Here is a 15,312-nt window from a genome sequence, read left to right as displayed (position 1 = left end):
ATGAACTCTGAAAGACCCCTTGCCATTGTCGCAGGTGCAGGCGCAGGTCTTGGCCAGGCACTTGCAGCGCGCTTTGAGAACGGCGGATACCAGGTTGTCGGCTTGGGCAGAACCAAACCTGAAGCGGTTTCCGGTCGGTTTCAAACACTCGACCTGGCCGATGAAACTTCGGTACCGGATGCGATTGCGGACCTTATCAAGGCGCATGAAGCTCCCAAAGTTGTGATCCACAACACCGCGGAACTCGTCATCTCTCCCTTTTTGGAAACGTCTCTTGGCGACCACCAAAGTACCTGGGCGTCGATGGTTCAAAGTGCGGTACTGCTCGCCCAGTCAGTGATCCAGCCAATGATCGCGGCCGGCGGTGGCACTTTTATCGTATCTGGCGCGACGGCCTCACTTCGGGGCGGCGCACGCTTTTCAGCGTTTGCCTCTGCGAAATTTGCCCTAAGAGGCCTGAGCCAATCCTTGGCACGCGAGTTTCAACCTGCCGGAATCCATGTCTCTCATGTCATTTTGGACGGCATCATCGACACACCGCGGTCGCGCGCTTTGCACGCGCTTGATCCTGTGAAAATGATCCGGCCAGTCGACATTGCCGAAAGCTATTGGCAACTCGCGCATCAACCCAAATCCGCCTGGACACATGAGCTGGATCTCAGACCCGCCACCGAGGGCTTTTGATGTTGACGGAAACACTCATCGTCGGGGGAGGTCTCGCAGGGCTCAGCCTTGCAGCACACCTTGAAGCCAAGGGGCAAACCTATCTTGTGCTGGACGCCAGAAAACGATTTGGCGGCCGAATCCGTTCTGACGAAATCGACCGCGAGCGCTTTGATCTCGGTCCCGCCTGGTTCTGGCCTGGCCAGCCACGCATTGCTGCCCTCATCGACCAACTCGGACTGGAAAAATTCGAACAGTATGCAACTGGCGACCTGACCTTCGAAGATGAACGTGGCAACGTTCAAAGGGGTCAAGGCTTCGCGTCCATGCAAGGCTCCTATCGGCTGAAAGGAGGTCTTGGCAGACTGATATCGTCACTTCAAAGGCGTCTGCCGGAAACGAACCTGAAACTGGCGTCCAAGGTGGTCGCGCTTGACGCAAGAGCGGACCACATTATGGCAACCACGCAAAACGGCGAGAACCTGAAGGCAAGACGCGTTGTTCTTGCCTTGCCGCCGCGGCTCGCAGCTGAACAGATCGCGTTCTCACCTCCTCTTTCAGAGGCTGCTGTATCAGCAATGTCAGACATTGCCACCTGGATGGCCGGCCAAGCAAAAGCTGTCGCCGTTTATGACGATCCTTTCTGGCGCAACTCAGGTCTTTCCGGCGATGCAATGAGCCGAGTGGGCCCGATGGTGGAAATTCACGACGCCTCACCTGAGGCAACCGGTCCCTATGCGCTTTTCGGGTTCATTGGTGTTCGCCCCGACGACAGGAAAGATGAAAAACGTTTGCGCAGCGCAGTGATCGCTCAACTTGCAAGACTGTTTGGACCCCGTGCCGCGGAGCCCAAAGCACTCCTCATAAAGGACTGGGCTTTCGACCCTTTGACAGCGACTGCACTGGACCTTCAACCACAATATGCCCACCCCCGTTACGGCCTGCCCGAAGCGATGACGGATCTTTGGGACAACCGTCTGCTTTTCGGGGGAACGGAAGTTGCGAGCCAATTTGGGGGCTATCTGGAAGGAGCTCTGGAAGCCTCTGAGAATGTGTTGCATAAAATCCTGCAGGAAGCACAGGTGGATGCATGACAAAGGATACGAAAACGGCACTTCTGGATGCTGCGGAGCGAGCCGTCAGAAGCCGTGGATTTGACGGGTTCAGCTACGCTGATCTGTCCGAGGACGTCGGCATCCGCAAGGCAAGCATTCACTACCACTTTGCAACCAAGGCTGAACTGTCCGCAGCCTTGATGAAGCGCTACCGGGAAACGCTGCAATCTGCTTGCGAAGAGATTGAAGGGTCATCCTTGAAGGCGGCAGAGCAGCTATCCAAACTCATTGAGATCTATCGTCTTGCGATGAGCGAGGGCGACAGCCTGTGTCTGTGTGTTGCCTTCATCGGCAGCCGGGAAAGCCTTTCGCCGGCGGCGATCGGCGAGATCACGGAATTCAGGAAAATGGTACTCAATGTGCTGACCCGGATCTTTGAAAGGGGACGCGGCGATGGTTCAATTTCAAATGTTCAGGATCCGCGCAAGGAAGCCCAGGCAGCGCTGTCGTTGATGGAAGGCGCTCAACTCAGTGCGCGTGCGCAAGAAGAACCTGCCGTCTTCGACAATGCGCTTGCCCTTTTGCTGGGACGGCTGAGCTGAGGCGGTCAGCGACACTCCAGTTTTGAGGGCACACCCAAAAAATGCGTCGGCGCTCGCAGCCGTCTATTTCTGGTGCGCCAAATGCTTTACCGATTTTCCGAAAAAGCGCTGCCCCAGTTTGAAGATCAACGGTGCAAGCACGATACAGAGCAAAATGATACTCAGAACCAGTGACACGGGACGTTCCCAGAACACACTCAATGTGCCTTGCGAAATGATGTAGGACTGGAGAAACGTTTCTTCAGCCATGGATCCCAGCACCAGTGCCAGAACCGTCGCAGCTGGCGAATACCCGAACTTTTTCATGGCAAAGCCGACGGCACCGCTGAAGACAAGTATCCATGTCTCCACGATACTTGCATTGATCGCAAAAGCACCGATCACACACAAAAGGACGATAACGGGAACAACGTGAAGATAGGGGATATCCAGAAACTTCACGAACAGCGGTATCGCAAAAATGCTGAGGGCGATCAGGAACATGTTGCCGAGATACATACTGGCAATCAGACCCCACACAAACCCCGGGTCATTGACGATCAGCAGCGGCCCGGGCTGCAGCCCCCACATCATGAAGGCACCGAGCAATACTGCCGTCGCGCCGGACCCTGGAATACCTAACGACAACAAGGGAACCATGGCACCGGCTGAAGCCGCATTGTTGGCCGCTTCAGGTGCCACCAGACCGCGCATTTCGCCTTTGCCGAAATTCTCGGGGTCCTTGGCGACTTTCTTTTCCACCGAATAGCCGATGATTGACCCGAGTGTTGCACCCGATCCCGGCAGCACACCCGCCAGAAAACCAATGGCTGAACCGCGAAAAAACGTGAATTTGGATTCAGCGTAATCCTTGCGTGTCGGCCAGAATTCCTTGTCACGGAAACTGATGCGCAGCTTTTCAGCCGGCTGACGATGTTGGCCGTTCAAGATACAGTGCAAGAGTTCACCGATACCAAAGAGACCAATCGCAACGGCAACGAAATAGACACCGCCGATCAATTCCGGTGAGCCGAAAGTGAACCGCTGCTGCCCGCTCATCACGTCGACGCCAACACTGCCAACCGCAAATCCGATCAGGGCGGAAATGAACCCCTTGAATTTGTTGTCGCCCATCATGGTTGTCAGCATGAGCAACCCGATGGCAATGATCAGGAAGTATTCCGACGGACCGAACTTGGAAGCGAAGTTCGCCAACGACGGCGCAAGAGCCGTGATCAGAAGCACACCGATGGTGCCCCCGAAGAAGGAGGCGATCGCCTGCATCACAAGAGCCGGGCCAGCGCGTCCCTTTTGCGCCAGCGGATAGCCATCGAGCGTCGAGGCAACGGTTGCCGATTCACCGGGCGTATTGATCAGGATCGACGTGATGGTACCGCCATACATCGAACCATAATAAATGCCGGCGAGCATGATGATGGCCGTGGTCGGATCAAGACCGAATGTAAGGGGCAAGAGTACAGCAATGCCAGCTGCCGGACCAAAGCCCGGGAACAGGCCGACAATCATGCCGACAAAAGCGCCAAGCAGAAGAAACAGCAGCCCTTCAGGTGAAGCTGCGATGCTGAGGCCGAGAGAAAGGTTGGAGATAACTTCGCTGAACATGGATCGCACTCGATTGACGGCGTGTCTTGATCAAAAGCCCAGTGGGCTCAGAGGCAGAGAGGCATTCAGAAGGATCTTGAAAAGCCAGTACAGGAAACCTGGCAGCGCAAGACTGTAGAGGATGTTGGTGACTGGCCTGGACCGATCGAATGTGAAGAGGAATGCCAGCATGAAGGCTACCATCGCCAAAAGAGCGCCAACTATCTTGAGCGCCGCCACGAAGCCGCAGATATAAGCGAAGACGATCACAACATCCCGGGCATGTTCCTGCCCGCCATCGATAGTGTGAGTGTCTAGGCCCAAGGCTTCAGCCGTACCTTCTGCAGCCGGTTCCGGTTGGTGTGTATGACCGCTTCCTGATGTACGCTCCTGGAACCACTCCCTGATATCAAACCAGAGGTTTATCGAGCAGGACACGACCAGCAACAAGCCGATCATGAGGGGGAAGAATCCTGCCGCCGGACGACCAGACTGAGTATAGAGCGTCAGGGTCGATGTGCCGTAAATCGTGTAACCCAGGGCAACCAAAAGCAGTGCCCCGGCAAACCACTTCTTCATCTTGATTTCTCGCTCACACTTGAAGGACGCATGGGCAAGGCAACAATTCCAGCCCATGCGCGTTGGAAGCGCAGATCAGTTGATCGCGCCAATTTCCTTCAGGACGGCTTCATACTTTGCGCTGGTGGCTTCCAGATAAGTTCCGAATTCCGCACCCCAAATCGGATTGCCTGACATGCCGTTCTTCACGAGATAGTCCTGCCATTCCGGCTTTGAAACTGCCTCTTTCAATGTGGCAACCCACCATTCCTGGACAGACGGATCGAGATCGGGTGCCAGCACCACGCCGCGCGGCAACGAGAAATCGAAATCATAGCCAAGTTCTCTGAATGTCGGGATATCGGGGTGGTTCGTGCTGCGTGCGGAATCTGAAAATGCGAGTGCCGTGAACGTTCCCGCATCGATCTGCCCGGCAACTTCGGAGGGATTGGCAACGACCGCGTCGACACTGCCCGAGGTCAATGCCGTGACCAGCTCACCTCCAGATCCGATCGGCACATATTCGTATTCAATATCAGCGGCATTAGCAAAGAGGCTGGCGGTTACCCGCTCAGGGCCGGCAGATCCGCTGCCTGCAATCGTGAAGCGAACTTCCTTAGCCGCCTTAACAACATCGTCGAGGTTCTTGAAATCGGAGTCGCTGCGCACAACCAGAAACATTGCATCGCTTGCAAGAAGCCCAACAGGCGTGAAGTCCTTGTAGGTCCAGTCGGTATCGGCAACCAAAGGCGTGCCGAGAAAGTTTCCGCTGGTTGATGTCGCGGAATAGGGATTGCCAGCCTGGCGCTTCACGTAGCTGAAGCCAACCGCTCCACTCCCACCTTCGCGGTTCTCCACCACGATGTCGTTCGGATAAAGGTCGTACTTGTTCAAGATATCGACAATCGTGCGCGACATTCGGTCGTTGCCGCCTCCCGGCCCGAACGCAACTGTGTAGGTCAACCGCTCTTGCGGATAGTCGGCTGCGAATGCCGTCACTCCCGAAGCAGCAACAATAACCGCCGTCGCAGCGGCAGCAATCGTGGAACGCATGATCATGGCTTCCTCCCTTAGATCAATTTGCATTTTTTGCTGAATACGTGCAATAAAGAGGAAGTCAAATTGGATGTCAATCAAAAAAAAACCAATCATTGCGTTAAGTTTGGATTTATGGCTTTATTTCAGACGTGAAAGTGACCATCAGCCTCAGTGATCGGACTAGAAGAACGCAATGAAAACCAATCAACTAGCCGCAAAAGTGGCCCATGGACTTTCCCAGAAGATCACGTCCAGGTCTTTAGGCGCCGGCGCACATATCAGCGCACAGAATGTTGCTGACGAATTCGGCGTGTCCCGCTCACCGGTTCGCGAAGCGTTGGAAATGCTGGAAAAGGCCGGCCTTGTCGAAAAACGCACCAATCGCGGCTATTTTGTTTCGGAAACTGAGCCCAAGCCAGCCTCTGCGGATATTCTGAAAGCTATGGCACCGGACGACTCGTCCGTTTACCTGCGAATAGCTGAGGACTGGCGAACGGATCGGTTGCCAGACGAGGTGACTGAACAATACCTTCGTGAAAAATATGATCTCTCGCGAGGACGTCTCCAGGATATTCTGGTCCGTGCTGTCCGCGAGGGTTGGGTCGAAAGAAAACCCGGATACGGCTGGCGGTTTCTAGATGTCGCCAAAACCCCTGAAGCATTTGACAAGATTTATCATTTTCGAATGGCGATTGAGCCCGCAGCAATGCTTGACCCTGACTACAGCGTTGACTGGAAGATACTCGCATCTCTCAAAGATGAACAACAACGCCTGCTGGACCACGAGATTGAGAACAACAGTGTCGAGCACCTTTTGTCAGTCGGTGCGCGTTTTCACGAGGAACTCATCAAGTTCTCCGGCAACCCGCATTTCCACATGGCACTTGTGCGCGTCAATCAGATGCGCCGACTGCTGGAATACAAGGCCGTGGTCAGCCGGGACCGCTTTGTCGAACAGACCAATGGCCACTTGGAAATCATAGGTCATCTGGAACGCGCAGAGATCGCGGAGGCATCCTATGCCATGCGCCACCACCTTGGCGGCGCCCTCAAAGGAAAGTCGGAACTGCTCAGAACAAAAAACTAGAGTCACTTTCCGGATTGCATTTTTGCATTTTATAGCTATAAAAACCAATCAGACAGAAATTGAACCTGCCTGATTGGAGGAAAGACATGCGTTTGATGGTTTTGCCCTGTGATGGGATCGGACCGGAAATAATGGGAGCCACGCTCGATGTGGTCAGAGCAGCAAACCAGAAATTTGACCTTGGCATTTCATTCCAAGAAGAAGCTTCGGGTTTCGAAAGCCTGAAGGCTCATGGCACAACGCTGCGAGAAGACGTTCTGGATCGCGCGCGCACCCAGTTTGACGGTGTTATCCTGGGCACTCAATCCCACATGGACTATCCGCCAGTTGCCGAAGGCGGTCGCAACGTCTCAGCCGGGTTCAGGATCGGGCTGGACCTTTATGCCAATGTGCGCCCCGCCCGCTCGAGGGACTTCTTGCCCAACAAAGCGCCCGGCATGGATCTTGTCATCATGCGGGAGGCAACAGAGGGCTTCTACCCCGATCGCAACATGTACAAGGGTGTCGGCGAGATGATGCCGGATCCCGATATGGCCCTGTCAATTCGCAAGATAACGCGACAGGGCTCGCTGAGGATCTGCCGCGAGGCATTCAAACTCGCTATGCAACGCGACAAGAAAGTCGCGGCAATCCACAAAGCCAATTCCTTTCTCATGACTGACGGTCTTTTTCTGGAATGCTTCCGGCAAGTAGCCAAAGAGTTCCCGGGTGTTCAAACTGAAGAACTGATCGTCGACGCCTTTGCCGCCCTGCTCGTCCGGCAGCCGCAGAACTATGATGTCGTTGTTGCGACCAACTTTTACGGAGATATCCTCTCCGACCTCGCATCTGAGCTTTCAGGATCACTTGGCTTGGCAGGTTCCATCAATGCCAACGCTGAAACAGGGCTTTGTTGTGCACAGGCCCAGCATGGTTCAGCGCCTGATATCGCCGGAAAGAATATCGCAAACCCGACCTCGCTTATCCTTTCCGCAGCCATGATGCTGAGTTGGCTCGGAGAACGGCGTGGTGTCTCAAAGCTTATGGAGGCAGGCGCGGCAATTTCAGAAGCAGTCGACCGTGTAATTGACGTACCTCAGAACCGCACTCGCGACATTGGCGGCTCCATTGACACCGACGCTTTCGGCCAACTGGTGGCGTCAACCGTCTCAGACCTCAGTCTCGCAGCTTGATCATCCTCCCAAGATGACGTGCCTGCAGCAAGGCGGCGGTCGCGCGACAGACCGCCGCCCCAACGGAGATGCAAATGGTCACCGAGAGACCCAAAATCGCCTTCATTCACGCAACACGCCTTGCCATCGATCCGATTGAAAACACGGCAAAACGGCTCTGGCCCGAAGTCCGAACAGCCTCTCTCCTGGACGATAGTCTCGAAAGCGACCTGAAGGAGGCTGGCGGCCTTACCGCGACGCTACATTCAAGAATTGCCGACCTCACGGACTATGCGCGCACGTTGAATATCGACGGCATTCTCTTCACCTGTTCATCCTTCGGCGATGCGATCGAGGAAGTGGCGCAGCGCACTCCCTTGCCGGTCTTGAAACCGAACGAGGCAATGTTTCGCGACGCTCTTTCATACGGAGAACGCCTGGCCATGATTTACACATTTGAGCCGGCGGCTACCGGCATGGAAGCTGAATTTCAGCGGTTAGCAAAAGGGAGTGGCTCGAGCGCATCGCTAACCAGTGTGTTTTGCGCAAACGCTTTGGATGCAAAGCGATCTGGAGACATCGCCGAACATGATCGAATGATCCGTGACTGCACCCAACTTCTCGACGGTTTTGACGCAATCCTTTTGGCGCAGTTTTCAATGGCGAGTGCAGCCGAGCCATCGCGACGGGTGACAAAAACGCCTGTACTCACCAGCCCGGAATCTGCACTGGCGGATTTACGAAGCCGAATAGAAGTCATGCAGCAAAAGGCGGTTCAGTCATGCTGATTGGTGTAATTGCGGACGACTTCACCGGCGCCAGCGACATTGCGAACACTCTCTCCAAGGGTGTCGCGCCGGAAGGTGGATTGCTCACAGCTCAGTATTGCGGTGTTCCTGCCACCTCAGCCAACAGCGACATTCAGGCCGGTGTGATCGCGCTAAAGAGTCGGACATCACCGGTCAATGACGCTATTTCAGAAAGCCTCGCTGCGCTTGATTGGTTGCAAAGCCAGGGCTGCTCGCAAATCATCTTCAAATATTGTTCCACTTTCGATTCCACCCCGACAGGAAATATCGGGCCTGTGGCCGAAGCGCTTGCGATTGCAATGGATGAGAATAACGTCCTTGTCTGCCCTGCCTTTCCAGGCGCTGGCCGCAATGTCTATCAGGGACACCTGTTTGTTCATGACAGGCTCCTGAACGAGAGTGGCATGCAGCATCACCCACTTACTCCGATGACGGATCCTGACATTCGCAGATGGCTGCAAAAACAAACGGCGTGGCGTGTTTCGCATCTTCCGGTGGGCGAACTTCACGAAGGTCGATTTGCACCAAGAAGCATATCAAGCGACACCCAGACAACTGAGAAGACTTTCCTGGTTGCAGACGCAATTTCCGACAACGATCTGATCGCCTTGGGAGCCGCATTTCAGGGAGCCAGATTGCTGACAGGTGGGTCCGGGATTGCGATGGGTTTGCCGCGAAATTTCTTCAAAAAAGGCTTACCTCAACCGACCAAATCCACTGTCCTTTCGAATATGGGCGATGGCGCAATTCTTGCCGGCTCCTGTTCGGGCGCAACGCGGCAGCAAATTGAAGCTCATGCCGAAAATCATCCGGTTCTTGATATCGATGTGCCATCTGTCCTGAGCGGCTCACTGGATAGTGCGGCGCTCGTTGAGTTCTTCACGAAACATCGGCAAGACGCACCGCTTGTTTATTCTTCAAGCGCTCCGGAAATTGTTGCACAAATTCAGGAAGACTACGGCGTCGCACGGGTAGCAGAAGCCCTTGAACAGCTCTTTGCCGAAACCGCAACGAAACTGATCGATCTGGGTTTCACGCGGATCGTTGTGGCGGGTGGCGAAACCTCCGGCTCTGTCGCAAAGGCCCTTTGTCACCACAGTTCTGTTGAAGCGATGCATATCGGTATCGAGATTGATCCCGGAGTTCCCATACTGCACCTCGACACCTCAAAGCCCATTTGCCTGGCCTTGAAGTCGGGAAATTTCGGTGCGCGCAATTTCTTCAAAAAGGCCCTGGACATGATGAAGGGAACAGCATGAGCCCCTTGGAAGAAGCGCTACGCGGTCAGATGTCCGTGCTTTGTCGCTCATTGTTCCAACGTGGTTTCAGCGTCGGAACTGCCGGAAATGTTTCCGCGCGTGTTCCGGACGGTATCCTCATCACACCGACAAATTCAAGGCTTGGGGACATTGAACCGCAGCGAATTGCGAAGCTTGATCCTGCGGGCCGACACGTTGCCGGCGACATGCCCAGCAAGGAGGTCTTCCTGCATCAGGCTTTCTATGAAACGAGACCTGAGGCCCGGGCTGTGGTCCATCTTCATTCCACATGGGCAACGGCGCTCTCTTGCAGGCAGGACACCGACCCATCGGACTGCATCCCTCCCCTTACCCCCTATGTGGTGATGCGGGTCGGGACTGTCAGGCAGTTGCCTTATGTCATGCCGGGCGATCCTGCCGCAGGCGATCTGATACGCAGCTTGAATGGCTCGTGCAGCGCTGTGCTGCTCGCAAATCATGGCCCCGTCGTTTCAGGAAAAGATCTTTTTTCAGCGGTTTGCGCCGCAGAGGAACTTGAAGAGACGGCCAAATTGGTTTGTGCTTTGCAGGATGCACCATACAGGACGCTGCAAGAAAACGACGTCGCAGCGCTGCGCGTGAAATACGGCAATATGTGAGGACCCATGAAAACCGCTGACCTGATCGATGACCACGCGGATGTTCTCTCGCTTGTCCACTTACCTTTCAGACGCTTTGGAAGCCGCGCCCATTTTGCAGGCCCGATCCAGACGATAAAGTGTTTTGAGGACAATTCAGTCGTCCGAAAGGAATTGGAATCTCCTGGCAATGGACGGGTGCTCGTCGTGGACGGTGGCGGCTCAACGCGCGTTGCCCTGCTGGGCGACATGCTTGCTTGCCTCGCTTTGAAGAACGGTTGGGCGGGACTGGTGCTAAACGCCGCCATTCGAGATAGTGTCGAGATCGATCAAATGGATATTCTGGTCTATGCGCTCGCCACCTCACCGATCAAGAGCGCCAAGGACGGTTGGGGCAAAGCCGGGGAAGACATTCACTTCGGCGGTGTTGAATTGCGGCCTGGCAATTGGGTCTATGCCGACGCAGACGGCGTTCTTATAAGTGAAAGACGTCTGATCTGACAGCGCTTCCACTTGTGAAAATGAGTGCACGCAACGAGGTCCACGACCGGGCGTCCGACAATTCTTGCTACGATCGCCACTTTCAATTGACGCAGAGACAATGGTTGCACAGTTCTGTACAGCCAATTTAAAACTGCAATAAAAACTGTGCCTTTCCCCGATAACAAACCGACATTTACGATACTTTTCATTATTGTTGTTTGTTTATGTTTGCCTAACCCAGGCGTATTACGGTCAAATACTGGGTAACGAGGCCTGTATGAGTATCGAGGCGCTTAAAAGTAGTTTTATGGATCTGACAAGCGACGCGATCGCTGTCGGGCTCGTTGCTTCAGGTGCACCAGCACCGCGCTTGATCTATGCAAACACCGCCTTTTCAGAGTTGACCGGACATGAGCAGGAAGACCTGCTTAGCATGTCCATGGATGAACTCTTTGGCGACAGCCCACAGGTCAGCATTCAGAACAGCGTCGCTCAGGCGCTTGAGAAGGGCCATCAGAAATTCACGTTGAAGGCAAAGCTCCTTCGTCCTGGCAACACCAGCATCTGGGTGAGCATCTCCTTCTTCTTCAAAGAAGTTGCTAATGCTGATGCGTGGCATCTATGCGCGACCTTCAGGCCTCAGGTTGAGACAGAAAGCGCCGCGGATCTTGCAGATCAATTTCAGAGGGAACGGGATGGTGCAATCAAGGAGCAGCAACGCCTCGTTTCCGCGTTGAATGCCTATCCTGATCCAATCGTCATCTATGATACCAATCTCAGCCTGGTGTACTGGAACGATGGCTATGCTGCCGCCATCACGGACGATCCCAACGAACTCGTTGCCGGAACGCACCTGAAGGATGTGCTGCGACTGGCCATCAAATACGGACGTTACCCGGAGGCAATTGGCCAGGAAGACGAATGGGTCAACCGCATTTTGTCTTCTGACACCCTGGACAGGGAAATTGAAGATGTCGAGTTGAAAGGCGACGTTCATCATCGTCTTTTGAGGTCACGGTCTTCCAACGGCGACTATGTGATCATTCGGCTGAATTCGACCGAGCTCGTCCGGCAAAAGCGAACCGCCGAGGCCGCCCAGGAACGACTGTTGGCAGCACTCAATGCCTATCCCTCGCCTTTCGTGATTTATGATTCCAACGACTGTCTGGTTGTCTGCAACGATGCCTATCGTGCATCGATGTCGAATAACCACGACGATTTGAAAGTTGGAATGCACCGCACGACAGTTGGCCGGATCGCCATTCGAGCCGGAAAAATTGCCGACGCAATCGGCCGCGAAGAAGAGTGGATGTCCGATGCACACCAGCAGAGCGATGTCGACAAGCCGGTTCAGGACCTGGCGCTGCCGAATGACGTTCACCATCGGTTGCTGAGATCCCGGGCTGAAAATGGTGACCTCGTCATTTTGCGTTTGGACACGACTGAGCTGGTTCGTCAACGGCGGGCGCTGGAAGACACGCAGGATCGCCTGATATCCGCGATCAAGGCCTATCCGGACCCCTTTGCCATCTATGATGCCGATCTCAACCTGGTGATCTGGAACCCGGCCTATGCCCGCTCCATGACGAAGTCACCCGATGACTTGACCTCGGGCACCAACCTGAAAGTGCTTCTTCGAAACGCCGCCATGGAAGGTCTCATACCGGCTGCCATTGGACGAGAAGAAGAATGGCTTGAAGACTACTATTCGCCTGACCTTCTTGCGCCGGGTGTCGAGGATTTCGAATTCGCGGATGACCAGCACCATCGCATGGTCAGATCTCGCACCGAAAAGGGTGAATATGTCGTTCTGCGATTGAACATCACCGAAGTTGTGCGTCAGCGCAGGGCCGTCGAGCAGTATTCCAAACGGCTTGAAAAAGCGAACCAGGAAATCACCTACAAGGCATTGCATGATGACCTGACAGGTCTCGGCAATCGACGGTACCTTTCCCTCAAATTCGACGAGCTCGTCGATCTAAGAAGCAAGAAAGGTGGCGAAATAGCCGCTCTGCATATCGATCTCGACCGATTTAAACACATCAACGACACAATGGGGCATGCAGCCGGCGATCAGGTGTTGCTGGACATCTCCGAACGTATTCGCCGCAATGTCGAGAGCGCAGATGTGGTTGCACGCATCGGCGGCGATGAGTTTGTCGTCCTGATTTATGTACCCAAAGACAACGACCGGCCAGAAACACTAGCAAAGATCCTCTTGCAGGAACTTTCCCGCCCGACACTTTTTGAAGGCAAGGAATGCAGATTTGGCGCGTCCATAGGTCTCGCCCGCACACCGCTGGCCCATGTTGATCAGCTTCTGACCAATTCCGATGTCGCACTTTACAAGGCCAAACGCCGCGGGCGCGGCCAGCTGGGGATTTTTGACAAGTCGGATCTGGAGGAAGTGCGGCGCACCAAGGAAGTGGCAGATGACGTGCTTCGTGCCATTGAGCAACTGGAATTCGAACCATTCTATCAGCCACAAGTGGACGCAAGATCCGGCCAGACCGTCGGCATTGAGGTGCTTGCCCGCTGGCGCCATCCGGAGAAAGGCATTCTTGCTCCCGCAGCATTTCTTTCTATTGCGACCGATCTCAATGTAGCTGGAGACATCGATCGCCTGATATTCGAGCAGGCAATTGGCGAGTGCCAACAGGCATTCGGCCGTATGTCCAATCCACCTTCATTGTCATTCAATGTCAGCGAAAACCGGGTCAACCACAACGAAATCGATGCCATCCGGCACTACGTCCAGACCTATTCAGGTCAGATAAGCTTTGAGCTTCTGGAGACGATCTTCCTGGAGGAACAGCAAGACGACTTTCTATGCCGTCTGGATCAGCTGCGCGATCTCGGAATTGCAATTGAAGTCGATGATTTCGGAAGCGGCCGCGCCTCCGTTGTGGCTCTGCAACGGATCAACCCCGATCGTGTCAAGATCGACCGACGGCTCACCGCCCTGGCAGCAGGGGGCAGCGGCGGCCTTCGCCTTCTCAGGTCCATTATTGAAATTGGCCATTCACTTGAAATGGGTGTCACGGCGGAAGGCATTGAAACAAACGAACAGGCCGAAATACTTGCCAAACTCGGCTGCGATCGGCTTCAGGGGTATCACTTTGCCAAACCAATGCCCTATCAGGACTTGCTGAAATTCTTCAATCTGAAATCCGGGGTGCTTTGCGGCGGCTAAGGCCGTCGGCGCGACCAGACAAATCCAGTCAAACTGCGTTCGCCTCAGAAACTGCTGCGGCGGTAGATTGCCGTCGGCAATTCAATGCTGTCCGGTTTCTTGCCATTCAACTCGTCCAATAGAGCCTGGGCCGCGAATTGTCCCATACGCCGATGAGGTACATGGACGGTCGTCAACGGGACCGGTGCAACGCTTGCCAGCTCAATGTCGTCGAACCCCGTGATCGCAACATCTTCCGGAACTCTGAGGTTCATCGCAGCGGCTGCCCGCAGCGCTCCGACGGCAAGAACATCATTGCCGCACATGACGACAGTGGGTGGCTCCGGGTGCGCCATGAGTTCGTGAAAAGCTGTCTCGCCGTTTTCGATGGAGTAAGTCGTTTCAACCATCCGAAGTGTGCTGGGATCCAACCCCGCCGCACTCATGGCGTCGCGAATGCCCAGAGCGCGTTCCCTCGCCCTGTCATTGGAAAGCGTGTCGGCAGAAATGCACCCGATCTTCTTGTGACCGGCAGCCATGACGATGTCGGCAAGCTCATGCATTGCCGCACGGTTGTTAAAGCCGACTGCCAACCTGGAACCCTCCGGGTCAAAGGCCCATGCAACAAGAGTGGGTATTTTTCGTTTCTCCAGGAACTCGTAGACGCGCGGCTTGCGATGATACCCGATCAACAAAAGCGCGTCGGCCCCGCGCGCAGTCAAGGTCTTGATCTGTTCTTCTTCCAGGTCTTCCTCATATGACGAACTGGCTACCAGCAATGTGCAGCCGCTTTGATGGAGTTCTTCCTGGAACGCTTGCAGCCCGCGCGCAAAAATCGCGTTTTCCATTGTGGGGATGATTGCACCAATGGTGTTGGTTCTATTGGCAGCAAGGGCACGCGCGCTGTAATTGGGCGAATATCCCAGCCTGTCAACGGCTTCCATCACCCGGCGCATCGTCTTTTCGGTAACCTGATCAGGCAGATTGAGACAGCGCGACACCGTAGCGGTCGACACACCTGCCGCATGGGCAACATCGGCAAGCGTGGGAACCTGGCCGGTCGGGGTATTCTTCGTCTCGTCCATTGATCATTTCCGTGAGCCGGTGCCGACCAAGGCACTGGAGCCAAGGGTTTGCTTACAACTCTTGGCTCTCCAAGAAAATAACTTTTCTGCTTGCAATGGAAAATGTAAGCGCTTACATTTTTCCTTAGCCGGGTGAACTCATCGTTGGGAGG

14 protein-coding genes are annotated in these 15,312 nt (G+C 54.7%); 10 read left to right on the top strand and 4 right to left on the bottom strand.

Annotated elements, in window-relative coordinates; genetic code table 11:
* Genes FIV00_RS08345 through FIV00_RS08335 form a run of 3 tightly spaced genes read left to right on the top strand, consistent with a single transcriptional unit; the run spans window position 1 to window position 2,320 of the window.
* Window positions 1–684: an SDR family NAD(P)-dependent oxidoreductase gene (locus tag FIV00_RS08345; protein ID WP_152500313.1), complete on the top strand. Its 684-nt coding sequence runs from the start codon at window positions 1–3 to the stop codon at window positions 682–684.
* A complete protein-coding gene (locus FIV00_RS08340) occupies window positions 684–1,757 on the top strand; it encodes an NAD(P)/FAD-dependent oxidoreductase (RefSeq protein ID WP_152500312.1) in 1,074 nt (357 codons plus the stop codon). The genes FIV00_RS08345 and FIV00_RS08340 overlap by 1 nt, the downstream gene beginning before the upstream one ends.
* Window positions 1,754–2,320: a TetR/AcrR family transcriptional regulator gene (locus FIV00_RS08335; RefSeq protein WP_152500311.1), complete on the top strand. Its 567-nt coding sequence runs from the start codon at window positions 1,754–1,756 to the stop codon at window positions 2,318–2,320. Before FIV00_RS08340 ends, FIV00_RS08335 begins: the two co-directional genes overlap by 4 nt.
* Before the next feature lie 63 nt (window positions 2,321–2,383).
* On the opposite strand, the gene FIV00_RS08330 is transcribed toward FIV00_RS08335, so the two are convergent.
* The 3 genes from FIV00_RS08330 to FIV00_RS08320 all read right to left on the bottom strand — a co-directional run bounded on the left by FIV00_RS08330 (window position 2,384) and on the right by FIV00_RS08320 (window position 5,518).
* Window positions 2,384–3,922, bottom strand: coding sequence for a tripartite tricarboxylate transporter permease (locus tag FIV00_RS08330; protein ID WP_152500310.1), 1,539 nt, complete (start codon window positions 3,920–3,922; stop codon window positions 2,384–2,386).
* A 30-nt stretch (window positions 3,923–3,952) separates the two neighbouring features.
* Window positions 3,953–4,480 (bottom strand): tripartite tricarboxylate transporter TctB family protein, encoded by a 528-nt coding sequence (locus FIV00_RS08325; protein ID WP_173005915.1) that lies wholly within the window; start codon window positions 4,478–4,480, stop codon window positions 3,953–3,955.
* Between the two features lie 75 nt (window positions 4,481–4,555).
* Window positions 4,556–5,518 (bottom strand): tripartite tricarboxylate transporter substrate binding protein, encoded by a 963-nt coding sequence (locus tag FIV00_RS08320; protein WP_173005914.1) that lies wholly within the window; start codon window positions 5,516–5,518, stop codon window positions 4,556–4,558.
* Between the two features lie 172 nt (window positions 5,519–5,690).
* On the opposite strand from FIV00_RS08320, the gene FIV00_RS08315 reads away from it, so the two are divergent.
* The 7 genes from FIV00_RS08315 to FIV00_RS08285 all read left to right on the top strand — a co-directional run bounded on the left by FIV00_RS08315 (window position 5,691) and on the right by FIV00_RS08285 (window position 14,096).
* Window positions 5,691–6,584: a GntR family transcriptional regulator gene (locus FIV00_RS08315; protein ID WP_152500307.1), complete on the top strand. Its 894-nt coding sequence runs from the start codon at window positions 5,691–5,693 to the stop codon at window positions 6,582–6,584.
* A gap of 86 nt (window positions 6,585–6,670) precedes the next feature.
* A complete protein-coding gene (locus tag FIV00_RS08310) occupies window positions 6,671–7,756 on the top strand; it encodes an isocitrate/isopropylmalate dehydrogenase family protein (protein WP_152500306.1) in 1,086 nt (361 codons plus the stop codon).
* A gap of 74 nt (window positions 7,757–7,830) precedes the next feature.
* Window positions 7,831–8,523, top strand: a complete 693-nt coding sequence (locus FIV00_RS08305) for an aspartate/glutamate racemase family protein (protein ID WP_152500305.1) — start codon at window positions 7,831–7,833, stop codon at window positions 8,521–8,523.
* Window positions 8,517–9,803 carry a 3-oxo-tetronate kinase gene (otnK, locus tag FIV00_RS08300; RefSeq protein WP_152500304.1) on the top strand — a complete coding sequence of 429 codons (1,287 nt, stop codon included), beginning with the start codon at window positions 8,517–8,519 and terminating at the stop codon, window positions 9,801–9,803. The genes FIV00_RS08305 and otnK overlap by 7 nt, the downstream gene beginning before the upstream one ends.
* Entirely contained in the window at window positions 9,800–10,441 is a 642-nt protein-coding gene (gene otnC / locus FIV00_RS08295; RefSeq protein WP_152500303.1) for a 3-oxo-tetronate 4-phosphate decarboxylase, read from the top strand. Before otnK ends, otnC begins: the two co-directional genes overlap by 4 nt.
* A gap of 6 nt (window positions 10,442–10,447) precedes the next feature.
* Entirely contained in the window at window positions 10,448–10,921 is a 474-nt protein-coding gene (rraA, locus tag FIV00_RS08290; protein ID WP_152500302.1) for a ribonuclease E activity regulator RraA, read from the top strand.
* A gap of 289 nt (window positions 10,922–11,210) precedes the next feature.
* Window positions 11,211–14,096 (top strand): EAL domain-containing protein, encoded by a 2,886-nt coding sequence (locus FIV00_RS08285; RefSeq protein ID WP_209006858.1) that lies wholly within the window; start codon window positions 11,211–11,213, stop codon window positions 14,094–14,096.
* Between the two features lie 44 nt (window positions 14,097–14,140).
* On the opposite strand, the gene FIV00_RS08280 is transcribed toward FIV00_RS08285, so the two are convergent.
* The gene (locus FIV00_RS08280) at window positions 14,141–15,160 is read right to left on the bottom strand and encodes a LacI family DNA-binding transcriptional regulator (RefSeq protein ID WP_152500300.1); all 1,020 of its coding nucleotides are present in this window, start codon (window positions 15,158–15,160) and stop codon (window positions 14,141–14,143) included.
* Window positions 15,161–15,312 lie beyond the last annotated feature (152 nt).

Source organism: Labrenzia sp. THAF82, assembly GCF_009363435.1.
Lineage (GTDB): Bacteria > Pseudomonadota > Alphaproteobacteria > Rhizobiales > Stappiaceae > Roseibium > Roseibium porphyridii.
The sequence above is the reverse complement of the archived record's forward strand: the minus strand, read 5'-3'. Positions and strand labels throughout refer to the sequence as shown.

What these genes read in the sequence shown, in the direction of transcription:
- otnC (WP_152500303.1), top strand. Translation starts at nt 9,800, where the DNA reads ATGAGCCCCTTGGAAGAAGCGCTACGCGGTCAGATGTCCGTGCTTTGT.
- rraA (WP_152500302.1), top strand. Translation starts at nt 10,448, where the DNA reads ATGAAAACCGCTGACCTGATCGATGACCACGCGGATGTTCTCTCGCTT.
- FIV00_RS08310 (WP_152500306.1), top strand. Translation starts at nt 6,671, where the DNA reads ATGCGTTTGATGGTTTTGCCCTGTGATGGGATCGGACCGGAAATAATG.
- FIV00_RS08305 (WP_152500305.1), top strand. Translation starts at nt 7,831, where the DNA reads ATGGTCACCGAGAGACCCAAAATCGCCTTCATTCACGCAACACGCCTT.
- FIV00_RS08325 (WP_173005915.1), bottom strand. Translation starts at nt 4,480, where the DNA reads ATGAAGAAGTGGTTTGCCGGGGCACTGCTTTTGGTTGCCCTGGGTTAC.
- FIV00_RS08320 (WP_173005914.1), bottom strand. Translation starts at nt 5,518, where the DNA reads ATGATCATGCGTTCCACGATTGCTGCCGCTGCGACGGCGGTTATTGTT.
- otnK (WP_152500304.1), top strand. Translation starts at nt 8,517, where the DNA reads ATGCTGATTGGTGTAATTGCGGACGACTTCACCGGCGCCAGCGACATT.
- FIV00_RS08340 (WP_152500312.1), top strand. Translation starts at nt 684, where the DNA reads ATGTTGACGGAAACACTCATCGTCGGGGGAGGTCTCGCAGGGCTCAGC.
- FIV00_RS08285 (WP_209006858.1), top strand. Translation starts at nt 11,211, where the DNA reads ATGGATCTGACAAGCGACGCGATCGCTGTCGGGCTCGTTGCTTCAGGT.
- FIV00_RS08280 (WP_152500300.1), bottom strand. Translation starts at nt 15,160, where the DNA reads ATGGACGAGACGAAGAATACCCCGACCGGCCAGGTTCCCACGCTTGCC.
- FIV00_RS08345 (WP_152500313.1), top strand. Translation starts at nt 1, where the DNA reads ATGAACTCTGAAAGACCCCTTGCCATTGTCGCAGGTGCAGGCGCAGGT.
- FIV00_RS08330 (WP_152500310.1), bottom strand. Translation starts at nt 3,922, where the DNA reads ATGTTCAGCGAAGTTATCTCCAACCTTTCTCTCGGCCTCAGCATCGCA.
- FIV00_RS08315 (WP_152500307.1), top strand. Translation starts at nt 5,691, where the DNA reads ATGAAAACCAATCAACTAGCCGCAAAAGTGGCCCATGGACTTTCCCAG.
- FIV00_RS08335 (WP_152500311.1), top strand. Translation starts at nt 1,754, where the DNA reads ATGACAAAGGATACGAAAACGGCACTTCTGGATGCTGCGGAGCGAGCC.